The sequence below is a fragment of the Chryseobacterium tagetis genome (genome assembly GCF_016735585.2).
Lineage (GTDB): Bacteria > Bacteroidota > Bacteroidia > Flavobacteriales > Weeksellaceae > Chryseobacterium > Chryseobacterium tagetis.
Map to the genome: position 1 here is coordinate 62,281 of NZ_JAERSE020000002.1, position 20,697 is coordinate 82,977.

The window sequence follows — 20,697 nt, forward strand, 5'->3', positions numbered from 1 at the left end:
ATTTAACTCAAGGAAGCCTTTCTCTAAAAACAAGAGAGAGGTTTTTGATTTCTTCTTTTAATTGAAGCCTAAAACAGAAAAAGCCTGAGAAATTCTCAGGCTTTTTATTTATAAGTTTTTTGAATTATTATCCGGTGTGTAATCCATGAAAAGACCACCATCTAAATTGATTGATTTCACTTTCTTCTTGATAGGAATCGTAAGAACAGTTTTTGTCTGATCTTTTTCCCAAACAGAAGGAGAAAAATGAAGGGTTTCCACATCACCGTCTTCATATTTGATTTTTGCATCAAAAGGAATGGCAAAACCACCTACGTTATCTACCCTGACGGAGAGAAGATTATTTTGCTGCGCTGCAGCTCCTATTTTTAAATCAATATAATTGTTGGTGTAGAACCAGTTATTAAAGAACCAATTCAAATTCTTACCGGATCCGGTATTCATTGAGTTAAAATAATCCCATGGAATCGGATGTTTCCCGTTCCAGTTATCCATATAGTGATGGAGTGCTTTTTTAAATAACTCATCTCCTAAATAGTCTTTCAGAGCCAGGTAAGATAAAGAAGCCTTTACATAAGAATTGTTTCCGTACCCTGCTCCACTTACCTGAGTGCTCATTGTAATAATCGGCTGATCCTGCTCTGAAGAAGGATCATTAATCCATCTTTTTACACGGAAGTTTTTGTAAAATTCCTGTGCAGCTGCTTCTCCGTTTTCATCAATTCCGATCAGATATTCTAAAGTGGTTGCCCAACCTTCATCCATGAAGGCATAGCGTGTTTCATTAATTCCCATATAAAAAGGGAAATAGGTATGTGCAATTTCGTGATCTGCCGTTAATCGTGCATCCTGAAGATCATCAGGAATACTTGTATCATTGATCATCATAGGATATTCCATATCTGCATATCCCTGAATGGCGGTCATTGCATTATATGGATATTCAACACCCGGCCAGTTTTTGGAAAACCAGTCCAGATTATACCTCATCCAGTCTACATAATGTTCAAAGTCTTTGGCTCCGTTTTTATATCCTGACTGAACACTTACTCTTTTTGTTTTCAGCTGTACACTTGCTGCATCCCAAGTGTAATGTTTACTTAAAGCAAAACAAAAATCGGTAATATGATTGGCTTTAAATTTCCATACATTCCATTTATTCGGTTTCGTGACTTTCCCCGATTTCATTTCCTGTTCAGAGGCAATGTTCACTACTTTATCACTTTTTAAAGAAGCTTTATATCTTTTCAGGTATTCCGGCTGAAGAACCGCCTCTGGATTGAGAAAATCTCCGGTTGCCCAGACTACATAATTTTTCGGAGCCGTAATCGCAAACGAATAATCATTGAAGTCATTATAAAACTCCTGTCTGTCTGAATGCGGAAGCATATCCCAACCATTGTAATCATCATAAACAGAAACTCTCGGGAAAGAATAAGCTACATAAAATGTCTCAGGATCAATCTGCCCTTCTCTTCCGCTTTGAACAGAAAGAGGATACTCCCACTCTATTTTAATTTCAGCTTTTGACTTTGATTTTAAAACAGAATTCAGTTTGACTTTCTCTACCGTTCCCCAATCATCGCTATTGATGTTATATTTTTCACCATTTACAATGAATGATTTGATGTTTAATCCTGATGATAAAAAGTCTTTGGAAACAAATCCTGATCTCGGCGACTGAGGTTTGTGCAAGTTATTCACAAATCGTATAGCCAGGTCATTCAGGTCATTCGGACTGTTATTGCTGTAAACGATCGTTTCTTTTCCGGAAACTATTTTCGTTGCGCCATCCACTTTTACCTCAACATTGTAAATCCCTTTATTTTGCCAATAGTTTTTCCCCGGCGCTCCCGACATACTTCTCGTTCCGTTTTCATACGCCTTTTTTATATTTCTCGGCATATAAAGATCCTGAGCAGAAACCTGCTGCAAGGTAACGATCATTAATAGCCCAGAAAGAAACTGTTTCATATTCCTAATTTTATTAATTAGTGTCAAAATTAAGGAAAATGTGACATAGAAAGCATATTCATTCAGTTATAGAGAGTATTTAATGAAAATAATTCTTTATTAATATGTTACAGACGCTCTTGTTCATCTGTTTTCTTGATGGTCTTAACATTTTTCACAGACTGGTTTCCGAAATTGAATTTTAAAGAAAACGTAAAACCCTGTGTATCCTGATAATCCAAAAAGTAATTATCCTGATTCGCATATTTGGTACTTATTGTCTGTTTCATGGTTCTGAAAATATCATTAAACACAAAGCTTGCCTCCAGTTTTTTATTGAAGAATTTTCTGTTCATCACAAAATAAGCAGACCAGCATTCCGAGATCCTGAATGTTCCCTGTATTCCAGGAGAGTAATAATTGTGCCCCACTTCCATTTTCCAGTCACTGTCTTTATCCAGTGTAAAAGAGGTGGAAATACTGGAAACCCAGTTCCAGACTTTGTTCTTATAAAGAATATCATCTACTCCTTTGAAATAATTCTCATTGTGTTCCAGATTCTCTGAAAGAACTAAATTCCACCAAGGTTTAACCTGAAAATTCTTATATAAACTCAATCCATAAGCCTGCCCTTTTTCAATATTGGTAAAGTAATAGATCAGATTATTCGAGCTCGGTTCCTGAAAGGAAATTTCCATCGACGGATAGAGCTCTTTTCTGTAATAAAGATCCACATTCCATTCTTTCCACGAATAAGTGAGGTTCAGATTATGGATAATGGTCGCTTTCAGTTTGGGATCTCCCTGAAAATAAGAGAACAGGTTATAATAAGATTTAGCAGGATTCAGCCAAGAATAGGAAGGCCGGCTAATTCTTTTTCCATATGAAAATCCGAATTCCTGCTTATTTTCAGTTGTATATTGTACATAAGCTGTTGGAAATAAGCTCCAGTAATTATTTTTATTGATCTCATGAGGTTCTGAAACCACCCCTTCCAAGTCTGTCATTTCCGCACGAAGCCCCCCTTTGAAACTCCATTTATCAAGATTATAGGCAAGAGAAGAATAAAGCGCAAAATTTTGTTCCTTGTAATCAAAAATATTGCTTTTTGCAGGTCTGTATTCAAACTGTCCGTTTTCATTATCCGAGAAATCCAATTGACTGTTTGTTTTCACAAAACTGTATTTCACTCCCGACTCCAGTTCGAATTTATCCTTTTTCCACTGATAATCAAGCTGCGTGGAATAAAGCTGAATATTACTTTTATTATTTGTTAAAAAATTTCTTTCTTCCGGTGTCTGATTAACAAAATCGAGATACGTCAGAACATTCTGATATTTCCGGGAATTATTTCCGGTAAAATAATTAATCCAGCTGAGACTACTGTTTTTGTTTAACTTTCTGTCGACCTGAAAGCTTAGTGAATTGTTGATGCTTCTTGAATAATGATCATTAATCGTAAGATAATTCGATTCCGCTATATTCTGATTATTATAAATCAAAGTAGGTACATTGTACGTCCCGAAAGATTTCGGACTGAAATATCCGGAATAATTGAGGCTTATATTCGTGAGACTGTCTGCTTCGTATTCAATATTAAAATTGACCGTATTCTGGTTGTTGTTTTTATCCTTTCTGTTCATGGTACTGATCCATCTCGTCTGATCTTCCTGATAATTCACATAATCTGTTCCCTCACGGAAATACGTTCCTGCTCCTCTGTAATAACTTCCCATCACCGAAAGCTTATCTTTTTTATAATACTGGGAAATTCCTACATTTCCTTTTGCATATTGCGTCTGAACATATTTTGAAGAGATTACGCCACGATATCCTTCGATCTTATTTTTCTTCATTACAATATTCAGGACCGCGCTTCCCTGAGCTTCATATTTTGCGGGCGGATTTGTGATAACTTCAACAGATTTCACCTCATCACCCTGTGTATTTTCAAGCAGATTTTTCAGTTCATCGCCTGTCAGCATTATTTTTTTATCATTGATCGTGACTAAGATCCCAGTACCTCCTTTCACCGCCAAAACATCATTATTCACGGTTACATTTGGCGTTTTTTTCAGGATTTCCCAGGCATTGAGCGAAGAAATATTGCTGTTTTCCACATTGAATTCTAATCTGTCGACCTTTCTTTTCACTACAGGCTTCTTTTTGATCAAAGTAACCTCTTCAATATCTTTCTGATTACTTTTTAAAACAATATCAAGTGTTGGCTGTTGTTCTATATCAAAACTCTTTTCGAAATACTCGTATTCCGGATTTTTAACCGTTATTTTTATTGGATTTGCGGAAATCCCTTCCAATATAAAATTTCCTTGAGTATCAGTATTTAGTGTTTTGATCAATATATTTTGAGAATCATACACTTCAACAGTTACAGAGGACAGTTTTTTCTGTTCAGCATTGGAAACCGTTCCTTCAATTCTTTGTTTTTGTGAAAACAGTAAAACCGGGAAACACAGAAATAAAATAATTTTATACATCTTCTAATTTTTTACGGAATTATTATGAAGCAAAATTCCATATTGTTATCAAGAATTTCGGTTAACAGAAGGTTAATGGCGGGTTAATATCCATTAGGAAAAGACTAAATTTTTATCTTTGTTTTAATGATTTCTAAAAGTAAATATCTTATTTCGCTGTTTGCCTTCCTTTTTCTCCTGTTGTTGGGGATCCAGGTCTATTTCATGTATAAAACGTATCTGGTAAAAGAACGGGATATCTACAGAACGATCCATCAAGGTTTGACAAACTACACCGACAAACTGGAAGAAGTAAGTAAAGTAAAAGATGTTTCTATTGAAGATGATCTGCAAAGAATTTTTATTAAATACCGCGATAAAAAAATCAGCAAAAAAGAGTTTCTGGGGTATTTTGAGCAAAACAAAAGAAACACAGAACCCCAAATAAGTAAGTATATAGACAACCATTTTAAAAAGGAAGGTTATAAAATCGCTGCCAAAATTCAATATACTTCCATCCTCTCTCTTCCTGAAAAAACTCCGCTCATCGATAAACCTGTTATTTTATATGAAACAAAGAATAAATTAAAAAAAACAGGGATTGCAAGTTCGGGAAAATGGGAAACCTCTTCTACATCTACTACAGATGGTCAATTCAACAAAAGAGATTCTTTTCTGGTTGAAAGCATTACTGAATTTGAAATTTTAAATATTAAAACTATCGTATTTAAAGAGCTTATTTTGCTTTTTTCATGCTGCTTTTTACTGCTTGCAAGTGTTTTAGCCCTCTTTATTTTCACGGTTAAGAATTTAATCAAACAACAGAAACAGGTAGAAGTTCTTCATACGGTAGTTGACAATATTTCGCATGAATTTAAAACGCCTATTGCCACGCTGAAAATTGCAGCAAAAGCTTTGAAAAAAGACTGGAATCCTGAAACCCTTCCTCTGATAGACCGACAGATCAGCCGTCTGGAAAGCCTTATGCAGCAGCTTCACAAGGATGAAGCAGGAGAGATCCTTTTGATTAAACCTGAAGACTGGGATTTTTTTATTCAGGATTTAGCCTTTACCTATCCGGAGATTACATTTGATTCTGAAATCAAGGTTGAGAAAGAGCTTCCGTTTGATAAAAGCCTTTTGGAAACCATCATTAAAAATCTTTGTGAAAACAGTGTAAAATATGGAGCTTCTTCAGTAAAGATCAACATTCTGGATCTTCACGAGAATCTTACGATAGAGATTTCTGATAACGGTGAAGGTATAGAGAAGAAAGAGCTTAAAAATATCTTTGAAAAGTTCTACAGAATTCAATCGAATAATATTCATAATACGAAAGGATTGGGATTAGGACTGTATTTCGTAAAAAAAATCATCGATCAGTACAGAGGAAAGATTGAGGTCATTTCTCAACCCAAAGAAGGAACTCTTTTTAAAATAAATTTACCCTATGAAAATTAAGATCCTTTTAGCAGAAGACGATTCCGATTTCGGAATGATCCTGAAGCAGTATCTGGAACTGGAGGATTTTGAAGTCGCTTGGTTTCAGAACCCCAAAGATATTACAGAGATTTTAAAGTCTGATTTTTCTTTTCATATTGGGATTTTGGATATCATGATGCCTCATATTGACGGATTTTCACTGGCTAAAATGATTTTGAAGGAGAAACCTGATTTTCCCATCCTGTTTTTAACTGCAAAAAATCAAAAAATCGATCGGTTAACAGGTTTAAAAATCGGAGCCGACGATTATATTTCCAAACCCTGCGATCCTGAAGAGCTTATTTTGAGAATTAAGAATATTCTTAAAAGAACGTTATCCACAACTACAGAAACGCAAGTAAAGATTGGAAATTATTTTTTAGATACGGAAAAACTTCTCCTTTCTCATCAAGACGGAAATATTCGCTTAACGATCCGTGAACAGCAGCTTTTGCTTTATCTTTTAAAACACAATCAAAAAACAATAAAAAGAGAGGATATTCTGAATAATCTGTGGGAAACCAATGATTATTTTACGGGAAGAAGCCTTGATGTTTTTATCAGCAGACTAAGAAAATATTTCATCAATGACCCTGAAATCAAAATCCAATCCCTGAGAGGAATTGGATTTGAAATAGATTTTCCGACGAACTAATCTTTATTTAAAAAGAAAGGTCTACCAACACCGGGAAGTGATCCGACGGATACAGTAAATTTTCTCTTCTGTCGTTGATATGTCTGTGAGATTTTATTTTGAATCCTTTTACAAAAATATAGTCGATTCTTTCTTTGGGAACTTCGTTTACATTAAAATCTGTGAATGTTCCTACAGGTCCATAATGTTTGGTTTCTGAATGATAAAAAGAATCCGTTAAATTCTGAGAAAGTATTTTAATAGGTTCGCTATCATCTGTTAAATTGAAATCACCACTCAACGTTACCGGTAAGTTTTTAGGATTAATTTCTTTGATCTTCTTTAAAATTAAATCCGCAGATTTCACTCTTGCCACATTTCCGATGTGATCGAAGTGAAGATTAAGCGCCATAAATTCTTTTTTAGACTTCTTGTCTTTGAAAACAGCATATGTACACACTCTGTTGTAAGCTGCATCCCAACCTTTTGAAGGTTTCTCAGGAGTTTCAGACAACCAGAATGTTCCGGAATTGATCACCTGAAGTCTGTTGGTATCATAGAAAATAGCCGAAAACTCTCCTTTTTCTTTTCCATCATCTCTTCCTACTCCTACATAATCATAGTTTTTCAACCCGTTTTTAATGTCTTTCATTTGCTGAGGAAGGGCTTCCTGCACTCCGAAATAATCGGGATGATAATAGCTCATTAAATCGATAGCATCCTGCTTCCTCTGCGTCCAGGCATTATCTTTATCCGATTCTACCTGAAGCCTGATGTTGAAACTCATTACTTTCAGATCCTGAGAAAAATTGAGGATGAAAAGTAATACCAATAGTCCTGAAAATTTAAATTTCATTATTCTTAATTAAAAAGTTAAACAAAAATAAAACAAATGTCTCACAAAGAAGCAATGAATGCGGATTTATTATATAAACAAAAAAACTCCGGAAAATTTTCCGGAGCCTAAATATCTGAATTATTTTTATTTAGTCAATTAAATTCCTCTGAACCTTTTTTTAAATCACTTTTTATTTGCCAGACTGATCATCAGAACTCCAGCTGTTGTTTTTAAGGTTCACATCAGGAATCTGAGAATTAGGGTCCAGTTTTACCTGAGCAATTTCTTTGGTTGAATTGATTTTAAAGGTCCATTCCGTATTTCGTTTCCAGACTTCTACCGGTAATTTTACAATTTGTTCCGTTCCGTCTTTAAATTTCACCTGAACCGTTGTAGGCATCGGTAATTGTCCTAGGTTTTCAACCGTAATCTGCGCTCCGTTTTTAAAGTCATCATTTACATACTTTACATTTTTTACAGACTGATCGATTTTCCATTTATTGATAAACCAGCCTCTCCAGAACCAACTAAGCTCTTCTCCGGAAACATTTTCCATCGTATGGAAAAAATCCCAAGGGGTAGGATGTTTGAAAGCCCAACGATCGATATACGTTCTGAATGCTTTATCGAATTTCTCAGGTCCAAGAATCGAATTTCTTAACACTTCCAGTCCAAGACCCGGTTTATAATATGCTAAAACACCGATGCTTCTTTCTTTCATATTATCCGGTCCTACCATGATCGGCTCGAAATTATCATTCATCAGAAAACCTCCCATTTGGGCAATATTTTTCTTTTCATAATACTCTCCTTTATTGAACGCTTCTGTGGAAAGTTCATTGATAAAAGTATTAAAACCTTCATCCATCCAAGCAAATAATCTTTCATTGGAACCTACGATCATCGGGAACCAATTGTGCCCGAACTCATGATCTGTAACCCCCCAAAGATCACCTCCTTTAGAGTTCATATGGCAGAAAACAATTCCCGGATACTCCATTCCTCCTTCATTTCCTGCAACATTGGTTGCAGCGGGATATGTATATTCATACCATTTCGATGAATAATGCTCGATCGCTGCCTTTGTATATTCCGTTGATCTTCCCCAAGCTTTTTCTCCTGCACTTTCTACAGGATATGCCGAAATTGCCACAGATTTTTTACCGCTCGGAAGATTAATTCTCGCAGCATCTAAAATAAACGCTGAAGAAGATGCCCATGCAAAATCTCTTGTCTGATTAATTTTAAATTTCCATGTTTTTGTTCCTGTTGACTGATTTTTACCCAATTCGGATTCTGGGCGGATCATTACTGTTTTGTCACTGTTTCTGGCTTCTTCCCATCTTTTATTTTCTTCTTTTGTGTACACTTCTTTTGCATTCAGCAATTCTCCGGAAGCAACTACATATTGATTGGCAGGAACGGTGATGTTGGCTGTAATATTTCCATATTCCAGATAGAATTCAGAAGCTCCAAGATAAGGCAATGTATTCCATCCCAAAACATCATCATACACACACATTCTTGGATACCATTGAGCCATCGTGAAGATTTTCCCATTCTTGGTATCCTGTATTCCCATTCTGTCAGATCCGTATTGTGGAGAAAGGAAAGTATATTCAATTTTTATTTTTGCCACTCCGCCGTTAGGTTTAAGCTCTTCAGGAAGGTCGATCTGCATTCTGGTATCCGTGATGGTATACTTTACGTCTTTCCCGTTATATTTTACAGACTTTATTTTATATCCTCCCTCAAATTCTTCACCATGAGCTCCATTTCTGCTTCCCGACATAGGTACTACAGCATTTCCTCTTGAGTTTTTTTCAAATAAATTCTGATCCAGCTGCAGCCATAGAAAACCCATCCTGTCCGGACTATTGTTCGTATACGTAATCTCTGCAGTTCCGGCAATTTCATTTTTAGCTTCATTAAGGCTTACATTCAGATGATAATCTGCAGAATTTTGCCAATATGCATGTCCCGGCTGTCCGCTTGCCGATCTGGTTGCAGTCCCGGTTTGTGGGTAGAAAAATGGCTTAAATACTTCTACATAATCATATTTTGGTGATTCCTGAGCATATGTCGGCTGCGCAAAAAGAGCAACGGCAACGGCTGAAATAAGGGTTGGAAGTTTAAAGTTCATTGAAATTCTTTTTATAATAGGTAAAAAAAATCCCGGAATCGTTACAAATCCGGGGAATTAATATCACTTTTAAATCAATTTGATTTTTTAGCTTTAATCATTGCTTCCAAAGCATCCCACATTTCCTGAGGAATGTCTTCAAGCATATTGAATTCTCCTGCACCCTGCAACCACTCTCCACCATCAATCGTTACCACTTCTCCATTCATGTAAGCAGAATAATCCGAAACTAAATAAGCAGCTAAATTTGCCAATTCCTGATGTTCTCCTACTCTTCTCAACGGAACTTTTTTCTTCATATCAAATTTTTCCTGCAGATCTCCCGGAAGCAATCTGTCCCAAGCTCCTTTTGTAGGGAAAGGTCCCGGAGCAATTGCATTAAAACGGATTCCATATTTTGCCCATTCTACGGCAAGAGATCTTGTCATAGCCAACACGCCCGCTTTTGCACAGGCAGATGGAACTACGTATGCAGAACCTGTCCAAGAATAAGTCGTAACAATATTTAAAACCGTACCCGGAGTTTTTGAATCGATCCAATGTTTCCCGATAGAAAGGGTACAGTTTTTTGTTCCTTTTAAAACAATATCTAAAATAGAATCAAAAGCGGAATGGGTTAATCTTTCTGTTGGAGAGATAAAATTTCCTGCCGCATTATTCAATAAAATATCAATTCTTCCGAATTCTTTTAAAGCAGCTTCTTTCATTGCTTCCACCTCATCCCAGTTTCTTACGTCACAAGCTATACAAAGAACTTTTCCTCCGGTTTCATCTTCCAGTTCTTTGGCTGTCCCTTGTAATTTTTCTAAATTCCTTGAAGTGATCACCACTTTTGCGCCCAATTGAAGGAAATATTTAGTCATTGCTTTTCCAAGACCGCTTCCTCCTCCTGTTACGATGGCTACTTTATCTTTCAGTGCGTCTTCACGCAGCATCGGTTGTGTATAAAGATTCATACGTTTTATTTTTTCTTAAAAATAATAAATATTGAAACGCTAATCTGTAAAATGTATCAAGAAATGATGCAACAAATAATTGTTTTTGAATAAGTACGGATAAAAAACAAAACAACCTGACGAAAATTCATCAGGCTGTTTTATATTGAACAAGATTAAATTAATTAAGAAGCAACAACTGTTCCTTTGAAAGAAAGAGTTTTTGGAGTTTTGCTGTCACTTGTAGTAACATTAACTGTTTTCATAAACGCTCCTGCATTTGCTGCATTGTAACTAGCTTCTACAAATCCTTTTTTCCCCGGAAGGATTGGAGTTTTTGTATAATCAGCAGTTGTACATCCGCAAGATGGCGCTACATTTTCAATAACGATTGGCTTATTAGATGTATTTGTAAATTCGAATCTGATTGCTTTTGGCTTTCCCTGAGGAATATTTCCAACGTCAATAGATTCTGATTTCCATTTGATGGCATCTGCAAGTACTCTTACTACTGGTGAATTGTCAGTTGGTAATACGTTTGCATAAAACGGAGAGCATGCTAAAACTGCCAAAAGTGCTGTAATTTTTAAATTTTTCATGAGTATAAATTTTAATAATTATAAAAAGCTGATGATTATTTCTTTCGATGAAGCAAATGTAAGATGAATATGAATACAACTTGTTAATTGCTTTCAAACATTTGTTAATAAGTTGTTAATGATCAAAATTTAATAGATATTTTTGGATAATATTGTTTCTGCAAAATGGAAATAAAAAGACTTAATATTATCATAACTCTCGGGTTTGTAGCGATTATCGGAATTCTGATAACCCAACTCTTATGGACCCGACAAGCTTATAATTTAGAAGATCAAAAATTCAATCAAAAAGTAAATATTGCATTACTGGAAGTGGTGGAAAAGCTTTCCGGTGGAAAAACTTCTTTTGCGGAAAATCCTGTCCAGAATATTTCTAATGATTATTACGTAGTTAATATTAATAATGAATTTCACCCTGCCGTTTTAGAACATTATTTAAAAACAGAATTTACCCGTTTTCAGATCAATACCAATTACGTATACGCTTTATACAATTGTCATAGTGACAAAATGATGTATGGGAAATTCATTTCTAAAAATCAGGAACCCCCGAATTATAAGGTCATTCAATTTCCGAAACATAAAAATCTGGTTTATTATTTTTCTATCCGGTTTCCTGATAAGACAACGTACCTGATCAGCTCGCTCCGTTTTTGGTATTTACTGACATTCGCTTTAATTATTATTTTGTTGGTGTATGTCTATTCGATTTACACGATTATCCAGCAGAAAAAATTCTCAGAGTTGCAGCGAGATTTTATTAATAATATGACGCATGAGTTTAAAACTCCTCTTTCGTCTATTCTTTTAGCTTCCGAAGCATTGACAAAGCAGGATCAGGTAAAAGGAGATCCTAAATTACAAACCTATACTTCCATTATTACCGATCAAAGTCATAAGCTCAATAATCACATTGAAAAAATATTGAATATTGCTAAAAATGATGCTTCAGGTTTATCATTAAAGCCTCAGAGAATCATTTTGCTTCCTTTCATTCAGGAGATTGTAAACAATGTAAAACACAAGAATGAAAACCTTTCTATTGAAATAAATATCGACAGTAACATTTCTATTATTGCCGATGAATTCCACTTTAGTAATATCATTTACAATATTTTAGATAACTCCATTAAATATTGTGAAACCAATCCTGTTATTACTATTTCTTCGTTTAAAGATTCAAAAGGCTTATATTTAAAGTTTAAAGACAACGGGATCGGAATTCCTGCTAAAAACATTCCTCATATTTTTGATAAATTTTACCGGGTAAATACAAAGAAAAGTGATGAGGTAAATGGTTTCGGACTGGGCTTATTTTATGTAAAAAAGATCGTTCAGCAACACAACTGGAAGATTTCAGTTGAAAATAACAGCGATAAAGGAATTACCACCTCTCTGTTTTTACCATTTTAAATAATTAAGGTGCAATACATGGAGAAATCTAAAATTTTATATGCCGAAGACGACAACACAATCGCTTTTCTGGTTCAGGACAGCCTGGAAAGCTATTATGATATTTCATGCTATCCCGATGGAAAATCAGCCATGGAAGCATTTAATAAAGGAAGTTTCGACATTTGCCTTTTAGATATAATGATGCCGGAAATGAACGGTTTTGAACTGGCAGAATATATCCGCAGCAAAAATTCTGAAATTCCTATTATTTTTATTTCTGCAAAAGCTTTAAAAGAAGATCGAATTAAAGGATTAAAGATCGGTGCGGATGATTATTTGGTAAAGCCTTTCAGCATTGAAGAGCTGATCCTGAAAATTGAAGTTTTCCTGAAACGTTCAAAGAAAACAGAACCAGCTCCTCAAAAATATAAAGTGGGGCAATATGATTTCGATCCCAAAAACTACACGTTACAGACTCTGGAAAATACAATAACACTCACCCAAAGAGAATCGGAATTGCTTTTATATTTTATTCGCAATAAAAATACAGTGCTTAAAAGACAGGATATTCTGAAAGCGATTTGGGGCGATGACGATTATTTTATGGGACGAAGCCTCGATGTTTTTATTTCAAGATTAAGGAAAATTTTTGTCGATGAACAGAGTATTATGATTGAGAATATTCATGGGATCGGTTTCCGTTTTTCCGAAAAATAAATCTTCACTGGTTTACATCAAAAAAAGAATAGCTCATTGTTCTTTTGAATTTATATACATTTACTTTTTGAAAAAATATTCATCCATGAAAAGGTCAGGAACTCCTATTTTTCTTCTTTTATTATGTTTTAGTTTACATGGTAAAGCTCAGAAATTTGAAAAACTTTATCAATATGTAAATCCTCTGATAGGAACAGAAAAAATGGGACACACCTATCCCGGTGCGACAACACCGTTCGGAGCCGTACAGTTAAGTCCCGAAACAGATACCATTTCTTACGAACTGAACGGAAAATATAATGGTGAAGTGTATAAATATTGTGCAGGTTACCGCTACGAAGACAAAACGATTACAGGTTTCAGTTCAACCCATTTCAGCGGAACAGGACATTCTGATCTGGGAGATTTCTTAGTAATGCCTACCGTGGGAAAACTACAGCTGAATCCAGGAATGGCAACTCATCCTGAAAACGGATACAGAAGCAGATTTTCTCACCAGAATGAAAAAGCAGAAGCCGGATATTATAAAGTAAAGCTTGATGACTACAATATTTTAGCAGAACTTACCTCAACAACAAGAGTCGGAGTTCATCGATATACTTTCCCGAAATCTGATCAGGCGCACATTATTCTGGATCTGATGGCCGGAATTTATAATTATGACGGGAAAAACGTCTGGACCTATGTTCGTGTAGAAAACGGAAACATCATTACCGGATACCGACAGACCAATGGATGGGCGAGAACGAGAACGGTTTATTTTGCGATGAAATTTTCAAAGCCTTTTAAATCTTACGGTCAGAAAAACTATGACGGAAAGCAAGTATATAATGGGTTTTGGAGAAAATTTGATCAGTCCAAAAACTTTCCGGAAATCGCAGGAAAAAACCTGAAAATTTATTTTGATTTTGATACCAAAGAGAATGAGGCGATTGAAGTTAAACTAGCAATTTCACCAGTAAGCCAAACCAACGCACTGGAAAATCTGGAAAAAGAAGCTGGAAATCTATCTTTTGATCAGATAAAAGCACAAACACAGGAAACCTGGAATAAAGAATTAAATAAAATTGTCATTAAAGGTTCTGAAACCGAGAAAACGAACTTTTATACCGCCATGTACCATACTTTTATCAATCCGACCACTTATAATGATATAAACGGAGAATATAAAGGCTTGGATCAGAATACCCATAAAGCAGAAAATTTCACAAACTATACAACGTTTTCCCTTTGGGATACGTATCGTGCGCTTCATCCTTTCTTCAACATCATTCAACCTAAAAGAAACGGTGATATGGTGAAATCGATGATAGCTCATTATGATCAGTTTTCTATGAAAATGCTTCCGATCTGGTCACATTATGCAAATGACAACTGGTGCATGAGTGGTTATCACAGTGTAAGTGTGGTTGCAGATGCCATTATTAAAGGAAATTATGATGGTGATGCAAAAGAAGCGTTGAAAGCCTGTGTCGCAACGGCCAACAAAAGAGACTATGAAGGAATCGGACAATATATCGATCTGGGATATATTCCTGCCGAGAAAAATGGAACTTCAGTTTCCAACACTCTGGAATATGCCTATGACGACTGGGCAATTGCTCAGTTAGCCAAACATTTGGGCGAAACCGAAATTTACAATCAATTTATCAAACGTTCTGAAAACTGGAAAAACAATTTTGATGCAACCGTCGGGTTTATGCGCCCCCGTTTGGCAGATGGAAGTTTTAAGAAAGATTTTAATGCATTAAGTACTCATGGACAAGGTTTTATTGAAGGAAACTCATGGAATTACAGTTTCTTTGTTCCTCAAAATCCGGATGAACTTATTGGTTTAATGGGTGGAAAGAAAAAATTCGCTTCAAAACTGGATGAACTGTTCACCATGCATTTACCGGACGAATTTTTCGCAGATACTGAAGATATTACGAGAGAAGGAATTATCGGCGGATATGTTCACGGAAATGAACCTGCACATCATGTTGCCTACCTTTACAATTGGGCAGGACAGCCTTGGAAAACTCAAGCACAGATTCGTCATATTCTGGAAATGCAATACAAAGCGACTCCTGACGGATTGGGAGGAAATGATGATACCGGACAAATGAGCGCCTGGTATATTTTGAGCTCGCTAGGTTTTTATCCTGTTGCTCCCGGATCCGAAGATTACGCCATTGGAAGTCCCGCTATTGATCATGCGGTTTTAAATCTAGAAAACGGAAAAACATTTGAAATTGAAGCCATTGATCAAAGTCCAAAAAATGTATATGTTCAGAAAATTCTTTTGAACGGAAAAGAGATCAGGAATTTCACCTTGAAGCATTCTGATATTATGAATGGTGGAAATTTGAGCTTTTATATGGGTTCAAAACCAAGAAAATAAACTACCTCTTGTCACTACGTAGGAATCTAAGCAAAATAATTAGGACTGCCTAGATTCCTACGGAATGACAATATTGTGTGTTAATCTCCCTTTGAATTTAATAGATAATTCTGTTTTATACTTATTATTAACTGTTCTAAATCTCCATTTATCATTTTATCTCTCGCAGATTTGGCTGATTACGCAGATCATTATGTTATAAATAATGCACAATCTGTAATTTGCATACGACAATCGTCATTTTGCATACATCCGGTTTTTAATTTCTGCTGAATTTTGTATCAATAAAATTTAACGATATGAAATTGAATCAGGTAAAATTAGGAAATCAGGGATTAGTAGTTCCCAATATTGGTTTAGGATGTATGGGAATGACAGGTTTTGGCGATGTAGATATGTATGGCAAATCCGACGAGAAAGAAGCTATTGCAACCATTCACCGCTCTTTGGAATTGGGTGGAAATTTTCTGGACACTGCAGACTTATATGGTCCTTTCATAAATGAACAGTTGATTGCAAAAGCGATTGAAGGAAATCGTGACCAATATATCATCGCTACAAAATTTGGTTGGGAAATTGATGACAACGATCAGATCACCTGGAAAATCAAAGGGAATAAAGATTATGTAAAAAAATCTGTCGAACGTTCTTTGAAAAACTTAAAGACAGATTATATTGATTTGTATTATATGCATCGTCTCGATAAAAACACCCCTATTGAAGAAACTGTGGAAGCAATGAGCGATCTGGTAAAAGAGGGAAAGATCGGTTATATCGGCTTGTCAGAAGTATCTTCTGAAACGGTAAGAAGAGCACACGCTGTTCATCCGGTTTCTGCAGTACAAAGTGAATATTCTTTATTTGAAAGAACCGTTGAAGAGAAAGGAGTTATTAAAACATTAAACGAATTAGGAATTGGCTTTGTTGCCTATTCTCCATTAGGAAGAGGATTTTTATCCGGAAATATCAAAACTATAAATGATTTGCCGGAAAATGATTTCAGAAGAGGAATACCCCGTTTTCAAAGAGAACATTTCCAAAAAAATATTGAATTGGTGGAAGCGATTGAAAATATGGCGAAAGAAAAAGAAATCACATCTTCTCAATTAGCTTTGGCCTGGATTATCAGCAAAGGAATTCTTCCTATTCCTGGAACAAAACGCAGAAAATATCTGGAACAAAATATTGATGCTTCAAAAATCGAATTAACCGAAGCAGAACTTCAGAAATTGGAGAGTATCGTACCTTTGGGAACAGATACAGGCGCTCCTTATGATGAATTCAGTATGGGATTATTGGATTATTAATCCGTAACTTTAACTATTTAAGATCAAAACCTCATAGATTTTGAAAATCTATGAGGTTTCTATAAAAACTGCTTAAAAATTCTCCTTCAAAATTTACAGTAATGAACACTATACAATCTATTTCAGCATTTCATAAACTGCTTTCTCTTCCCGAGCCAAAGCATCCGATGGTAAGTGTCATCAATCTTTCTGAAAGTATTTTTATTGAAGATGATATCTGGAAAGGGTTTGTAAGCAGGTATTATTGTGTTGCCCTGAAACGGAATGCCAAAGGAAAAATAAAATACGGTCAGCAGCATTACGATTACGATAAAGGAGTCCTAAGCTTTACCGCTCCCAGTCAGGTTCAGTATCTGGATCTAAAAACAATGGAATGTGAAAACACGGGGTATCTTTTGATTTTTCATGAAGATTTTCTGCTGAAACATACTTTAGCTAAAACGATTTCTTCTTACGGATTTTTCTCTTATGCCGTGAATGAAGCGTTGCATTTATCTGAAGATGAAGAAAATGATCTGCTTGAAATCATGTATAAAATTGACAAAGAATGTCAACATATCGATCATCACACCCAAGAAATTATTTTGTCGCAAATTGAGTTGCTACTGAATTATTCCAAACGTTTTTACGAGAGACAGTTCATCACCCGAAAAAGTGGAAACCATCAGCTGCTGACAAAATTTGAAACTTATCTTAATGAGTATTTTGATAAAGAATCTTCTGAAAAAGGTCTTCTAACTGTTCATCAGATTGCCGAAGCAATGAACCTTTCGCCTAATTACTTAAGTGATTTGTTACGTGTTCACACCGGACAAAATACCCAGCAACACATTCATGAAAAGCTGATCAGCAAGGCAAAAGAAAAACTTTCAACAACAGAATTATCGGTGAGTGAAATTGCTTATGAACTCGGTTTTGAGCATTCACAATCGTTCAGTACGCTGTTTAAAAAGAAAACGAATATGTCGCCTTTGGAATTCCGGCAGTCTTTTAATTAAAATATTTCTCCCGTTGATTGAGCAGATAATTATATTAAAAAATCTGCATCATCTGCTAAATCTGCGAGAGTTTAAATTAAAATCCCTTTAAACGTCACTCTATTTTATCTGACCGAAGTATTTTCAAAAACATCTTCTCTGATATTACTCTTATGCTTTCTTCCCCATTCAGAAAGTGACATAATCACTGTTTTTAAAGTACGGCTGTAATCTGTAGAAATATATTCTACCACAACAGGTGTCTGTTCCGCATGCACAACTCTTTTTACAAAGCCATTCAGCTCTAAGTCTTTCAACTCGTTTGATAAAACCTTTGCCGAAATTCCTGAAATCATTCTCTGTAATTCATTAAAACGGACATTTCCCAGTTCCTGTAAAACAATAATGATCTTCAGCTTCCACTTTCCTCCGATTACATAAATTGCATCTTCTACAGCAGAAAGATTTTCACTGCAATTGGCTCTGCAAGGAGCATCTTGAATTTCAACGGAAGTATTGATTGGATTTTCCATAACATTCATTTTTAAATAACTAACCAAAAAGTTACTACTAACCTTTTGTTCACTACTAACTTTTCAAAAGCAAATATACATAATTTTGCTAAAGAAATTTTAATCAAAAAAAATGAAAAACATACTTCACATTATTTCAAGTCCAAGAACAAATGGATCAGCAAGCAGAACATTAGGAACTGCTATAGAAGAAAAGCTACAGGCAGCCTATCCGGAACATGCCATTACCACATTGGATTTACTGAAAAATCCGTTTCCGCATTTGGGAGAAGAACAGGTTGATTCATGGTTTATTCCAGCAGAAAACAGAACTCCGGCACAAAATGAGGCCGTAAAACGATCCGATGAAGCAATTGAACAACTTCACGCTTCCGATATTATCGTAATCTCTGTTCCTATTTACAATTTTGGAATTCCTTCAACTTTGAAAGCCTATATCGACCACATTGCCCGCGGCGGAATGACATTCCAATATTCTGAAAACGGTTTTGAAGGGTTAGTAAAAAACAAAAAAGCGTATATCGCTGTTGCCAGTGGTTCTGTATTTTCTGAAGGCGATTATCAGTCTTATGATTTCGTGGTTCCGTATCTGAAAAGCGTCCTTGGCTTTATCGGAATTACTGATATAAGTGTTTTCCGTGCGGAAGGTCTAGGATTGCCGCATCTTCAGGATACAGCATTGGAAAAAGGTATTGAAAGCATTGTCATTGCTTAATTAACTGTTAGATAATTTTCTCTCGCAGATTGAGCAGATAATGCAGATTTTTTTAATGTAGTTATCCGCAAAATTTGCTCAATCTGCGGGATTTAAATTTAGACTAAAGATTTCAAAATAAAAAAGCGGGCTAAAGCCCGCTTCTATTAATATTATTCTTTCACTTCAAAAAGCAAGCGCTCTCCGAATTTTTCTTCATTAATGTTACCGTTTTCAAAAACCAGATTTCCGTTAACAAAAGTATGCGTCACTTTAGAATGGAAATTCATTCCTTCCAGTGGGCTCCAACCACATTTGTAAAGAACATTTTCTTTTTCTACCGTCCAGTCTTCATTTAAATCTACCAAAACCAAATCGGCTTTATAGCCTTCTCTGATGAATCCTCTCTTTTCAATTCTGAATAAAATCGCAGGATTATGAGCCATTTTTTCAACGATTCTTTCCAAAGAAATTTTCCCGTTTCTGTAATTTTCCAACATTACGACCAAAGAATGTTGTACCAATGGCGCTCCTGAAGGGCATTTTGTATACACATTCTGTTTTTCTTCCCAAGTATGGGGAGCGTGGTCGGTTGCAATTACATCAATTCTGTCATCAAGCAACGCTTCCCAAAGTCCGTCTTTATCTTTCTGAGTTTTTACAGCAGGATTCCATTTAATTAATCCTCCTCTCGTTTCATAATCTTCATTTGTGAATGTCAAATGGTGAACACAAACTTCTGCTGTTATTTTTTTATCTTTTAAAGGAATATCATTTCTGAAAAGTTCAGTCTCAATGGCCGTTGATAAATGAAAAACGTGAAGTCTTGCTCCAGTTTTTTTCGCCAGTTCAATCGCTTTTGAAGAAGATTTATAACATGCTTCCTCACTTCTGATCAGATGATGAAATTTCACAGGAATATCTTCTCCATATTCATCCAGATATTTTTGAGTATTGGCTCTGATTGTAGCTTCATCTTCACAGTGAACCGCAATCAGCATCTTGGTATTGCTAAAAATATTTTCCAATGTTTCGGGATTGTCAACCAACATATTTCCTGTAGAAGAACCTAGAAATAATTTGATTCCCGGAACATTTCTCGGATTTGTTTTTAAGACTTCTTCCAAATTATCATTGGTTCCTCCCATCATAAACCCGTAATTGGCGAATGATTTTTGAGAAGCAATTTCATATTTATCGGCCAATAATTCCTGAGTTACTGCATTCGGAACTGTATTTGGCTGCTCAATAAAACTAGTTGTTCCTCCTGCAATTGCAGCTCTTGATTCACTTTCAATATCCCCTTTATGCGTCAAACCCGGCTCACGAAAATGCACCTGATCATCAATAACTCCCGGCAAAAGATATTTTCCTGAGGCATCAATGACTTGATCTGCTCCTTCAGAAATTTGGGAATCTATTTTGGAAATTAAATCATTTTCAATTAAAATATCACCTTCAACAATTTTGCCTTCGTTGACGATTTTTACATTTTTGATTAAGGTCTTCATTTACTTTTTTAGATTTTTATACCAGATTCTATTTCCGAGATTCCGGTGGATTTTCATTTTAAGCAAAATTAAGATTTATGAATGAATTTTAATATCACTGGTTAAAAATCAATTTCTAA

General features: G+C 35.4%; 16 protein-coding genes. 8 read left to right on the forward strand and 8 right to left on the reverse strand.

What is annotated here, in order from left to right:
- Positions 1-108 precede the first annotated feature (108 nt).
- Together JI747_RS05590 and JI747_RS05595 are read right to left on the reverse strand one after the other, a co-directional pair.
- On the reverse strand, positions 109-1,974 hold the full coding sequence (locus tag JI747_RS05590) for a M1 family metallopeptidase (RefSeq protein ID WP_225686892.1): 1,866 nt from the start codon (positions 1,972-1,974) through the stop codon (positions 109-111).
- Between the two features lie 107 nt (positions 1,975-2,081).
- Positions 2,082-4,451, reverse strand: a complete 2,370-nt coding sequence (locus JI747_RS05595) for an outer membrane beta-barrel family protein (protein WP_225686893.1) — start codon at positions 4,449-4,451, stop codon at positions 2,082-2,084.
- Positions 4,452-4,577: 126 nt separating this feature from the next.
- Between JI747_RS05595 and JI747_RS05600 the strand changes: the two genes are divergently transcribed.
- Entirely contained in the window at positions 4,578-5,891 is a 1,314-nt protein-coding gene (locus JI747_RS05600; RefSeq protein ID WP_225686894.1) for a sensor histidine kinase, read from the forward strand.
- Positions 5,881-6,567, forward strand: a complete 687-nt coding sequence (locus tag JI747_RS05605) for a response regulator transcription factor (RefSeq protein ID WP_225686895.1) — start codon at positions 5,881-5,883, stop codon at positions 6,565-6,567. Before JI747_RS05600 ends, JI747_RS05605 begins: the two co-directional genes overlap by 11 nt.
- Before the next feature lie 7 nt (positions 6,568-6,574).
- Here the strand turns inward: JI747_RS05605 and JI747_RS05610 are convergent, their stop codons facing one another.
- The 4 genes from JI747_RS05610 to JI747_RS05625 all read right to left on the reverse strand — a co-directional run bounded on the left by JI747_RS05610 (position 6,575) and on the right by JI747_RS05625 (position 11,061).
- Complete coding sequence (locus JI747_RS05610) at positions 6,575-7,402, reverse strand: endonuclease/exonuclease/phosphatase family protein (RefSeq protein ID WP_225686896.1); 828 nt, start codon at positions 7,400-7,402, stop codon at positions 6,575-6,577.
- A gap of 172 nt (positions 7,403-7,574) precedes the next feature.
- Complete coding sequence (locus tag JI747_RS05615; RefSeq protein WP_225686897.1) at positions 7,575-9,527, reverse strand: M1 family metallopeptidase; 1,953 nt, start codon at positions 9,525-9,527, stop codon at positions 7,575-7,577.
- A gap of 74 nt (positions 9,528-9,601) precedes the next feature.
- Positions 9,602-10,483 carry an SDR family oxidoreductase gene (locus JI747_RS05620; RefSeq protein WP_225686898.1) on the reverse strand — a complete coding sequence of 294 codons (882 nt, stop codon included), beginning with the start codon at positions 10,481-10,483 and terminating at the stop codon, positions 9,602-9,604.
- A gap of 164 nt (positions 10,484-10,647) precedes the next feature.
- Positions 10,648-11,061, reverse strand: a complete 414-nt coding sequence (locus JI747_RS05625) for a DUF1573 domain-containing protein (protein ID WP_225686900.1) — start codon at positions 11,059-11,061, stop codon at positions 10,648-10,650.
- 165 nt (positions 11,062-11,226) lie between these two features.
- Between JI747_RS05625 and JI747_RS05630 the strand changes: the two genes are divergently transcribed.
- The 5 genes from JI747_RS05630 to JI747_RS05650 all read left to right on the forward strand — a co-directional run bounded on the left by JI747_RS05630 (position 11,227) and on the right by JI747_RS05650 (position 17,861).
- Positions 11,227-12,474, forward strand: a complete 1,248-nt coding sequence (locus JI747_RS05630) for a sensor histidine kinase (protein WP_225686902.1) — start codon at positions 11,227-11,229, stop codon at positions 12,472-12,474.
- 18 nt (positions 12,475-12,492) lie between these two features.
- Positions 12,493-13,173 (forward strand): response regulator transcription factor, encoded by a 681-nt coding sequence (locus JI747_RS05635; protein ID WP_225686903.1) that lies wholly within the window; start codon positions 12,493-12,495, stop codon positions 13,171-13,173.
- Positions 13,174-13,258: 85 nt separating this feature from the next.
- A complete protein-coding gene (locus JI747_RS05640) occupies positions 13,259-15,556 on the forward strand; it encodes a GH92 family glycosyl hydrolase (protein ID WP_225686904.1) in 2,298 nt (765 codons plus the stop codon).
- A 299-nt stretch (positions 15,557-15,855) separates the two neighbouring features.
- On the forward strand, positions 15,856-16,863 hold the full coding sequence (locus JI747_RS05645; protein WP_225686905.1) for an aldo/keto reductase: 1,008 nt from the start codon (positions 15,856-15,858) through the stop codon (positions 16,861-16,863).
- Between the two features lie 101 nt (positions 16,864-16,964).
- Positions 16,965-17,861, forward strand: coding sequence for a helix-turn-helix domain-containing protein (locus JI747_RS05650; RefSeq protein WP_225686906.1), 897 nt, complete (start codon positions 16,965-16,967; stop codon positions 17,859-17,861).
- A 104-nt stretch (positions 17,862-17,965) separates the two neighbouring features.
- Here JI747_RS05650 and JI747_RS05655 read toward each other — a convergent pair whose 3' ends face one another.
- On the reverse strand, positions 17,966-18,373 hold the full coding sequence (locus JI747_RS05655; RefSeq protein WP_225686907.1) for a winged helix-turn-helix transcriptional regulator: 408 nt from the start codon (positions 18,371-18,373) through the stop codon (positions 17,966-17,968).
- A 112-nt stretch (positions 18,374-18,485) separates the two neighbouring features.
- Here JI747_RS05655 and JI747_RS05660 point away from each other — a divergent pair, with 112 nt between their 5' ends.
- Positions 18,486-19,088, forward strand: coding sequence for an FMN-dependent NADH-azoreductase (locus JI747_RS05660; protein WP_225686908.1), 603 nt, complete (start codon positions 18,486-18,488; stop codon positions 19,086-19,088).
- Between the two features lie 152 nt (positions 19,089-19,240).
- Here the strand turns inward: JI747_RS05660 and JI747_RS05665 are convergent, their stop codons facing one another.
- Positions 19,241-20,578, reverse strand: a complete 1,338-nt coding sequence (locus JI747_RS05665; protein ID WP_225686909.1) for a dihydroorotase — start codon at positions 20,576-20,578, stop codon at positions 19,241-19,243.
- Positions 20,579-20,697 lie beyond the last annotated feature (119 nt).

What these genes read in the sequence shown, in the direction of transcription:
- JI747_RS05590 (WP_225686892.1), bottom strand. Translation starts at nt 1,974, where the DNA reads ATGAAACAGTTTCTTTCTGGGCTATTAATGATCGTTACCTTGCAGCAG.
- JI747_RS05595 (WP_225686893.1), bottom strand. Translation starts at nt 4,451, where the DNA reads ATGTATAAAATTATTTTATTTCTGTGTTTCCCGGTTTTACTGTTTTCA.
- JI747_RS05600 (WP_225686894.1), top strand. Translation starts at nt 4,578, where the DNA reads ATGATTTCTAAAAGTAAATATCTTATTTCGCTGTTTGCCTTCCTTTTT.
- JI747_RS05605 (WP_225686895.1), top strand. Translation starts at nt 5,881, where the DNA reads ATGAAAATTAAGATCCTTTTAGCAGAAGACGATTCCGATTTCGGAATG.
- JI747_RS05610 (WP_225686896.1), bottom strand. Translation starts at nt 7,402, where the DNA reads ATGAAATTTAAATTTTCAGGACTATTGGTATTACTTTTCATCCTCAAT.
- JI747_RS05615 (WP_225686897.1), bottom strand. Translation starts at nt 9,527, where the DNA reads ATGAACTTTAAACTTCCAACCCTTATTTCAGCCGTTGCCGTTGCTCTT.
- JI747_RS05620 (WP_225686898.1), bottom strand. Translation starts at nt 10,483, where the DNA reads ATGAATCTTTATACACAACCGATGCTGCGTGAAGACGCACTGAAAGAT.
- JI747_RS05625 (WP_225686900.1), bottom strand. Translation starts at nt 11,061, where the DNA reads ATGAAAAATTTAAAAATTACAGCACTTTTGGCAGTTTTAGCATGCTCT.
- JI747_RS05630 (WP_225686902.1), top strand. Translation starts at nt 11,227, where the DNA reads ATGGAAATAAAAAGACTTAATATTATCATAACTCTCGGGTTTGTAGCG.
- JI747_RS05635 (WP_225686903.1), top strand. Translation starts at nt 12,493, where the DNA reads ATGGAGAAATCTAAAATTTTATATGCCGAAGACGACAACACAATCGCT.
- JI747_RS05640 (WP_225686904.1), top strand. Translation starts at nt 13,259, where the DNA reads ATGAAAAGGTCAGGAACTCCTATTTTTCTTCTTTTATTATGTTTTAGT.
- JI747_RS05645 (WP_225686905.1), top strand. Translation starts at nt 15,856, where the DNA reads ATGAAATTGAATCAGGTAAAATTAGGAAATCAGGGATTAGTAGTTCCC.
- JI747_RS05650 (WP_225686906.1), top strand. Translation starts at nt 16,965, where the DNA reads ATGAACACTATACAATCTATTTCAGCATTTCATAAACTGCTTTCTCTT.
- JI747_RS05655 (WP_225686907.1), bottom strand. Translation starts at nt 18,373, where the DNA reads ATGGAAAATCCAATCAATACTTCCGTTGAAATTCAAGATGCTCCTTGC.
- JI747_RS05660 (WP_225686908.1), top strand. Translation starts at nt 18,486, where the DNA reads ATGAAAAACATACTTCACATTATTTCAAGTCCAAGAACAAATGGATCA.
- JI747_RS05665 (WP_225686909.1), bottom strand. Translation starts at nt 20,578, where the DNA reads ATGAAGACCTTAATCAAAAATGTAAAAATCGTCAACGAAGGCAAAATT.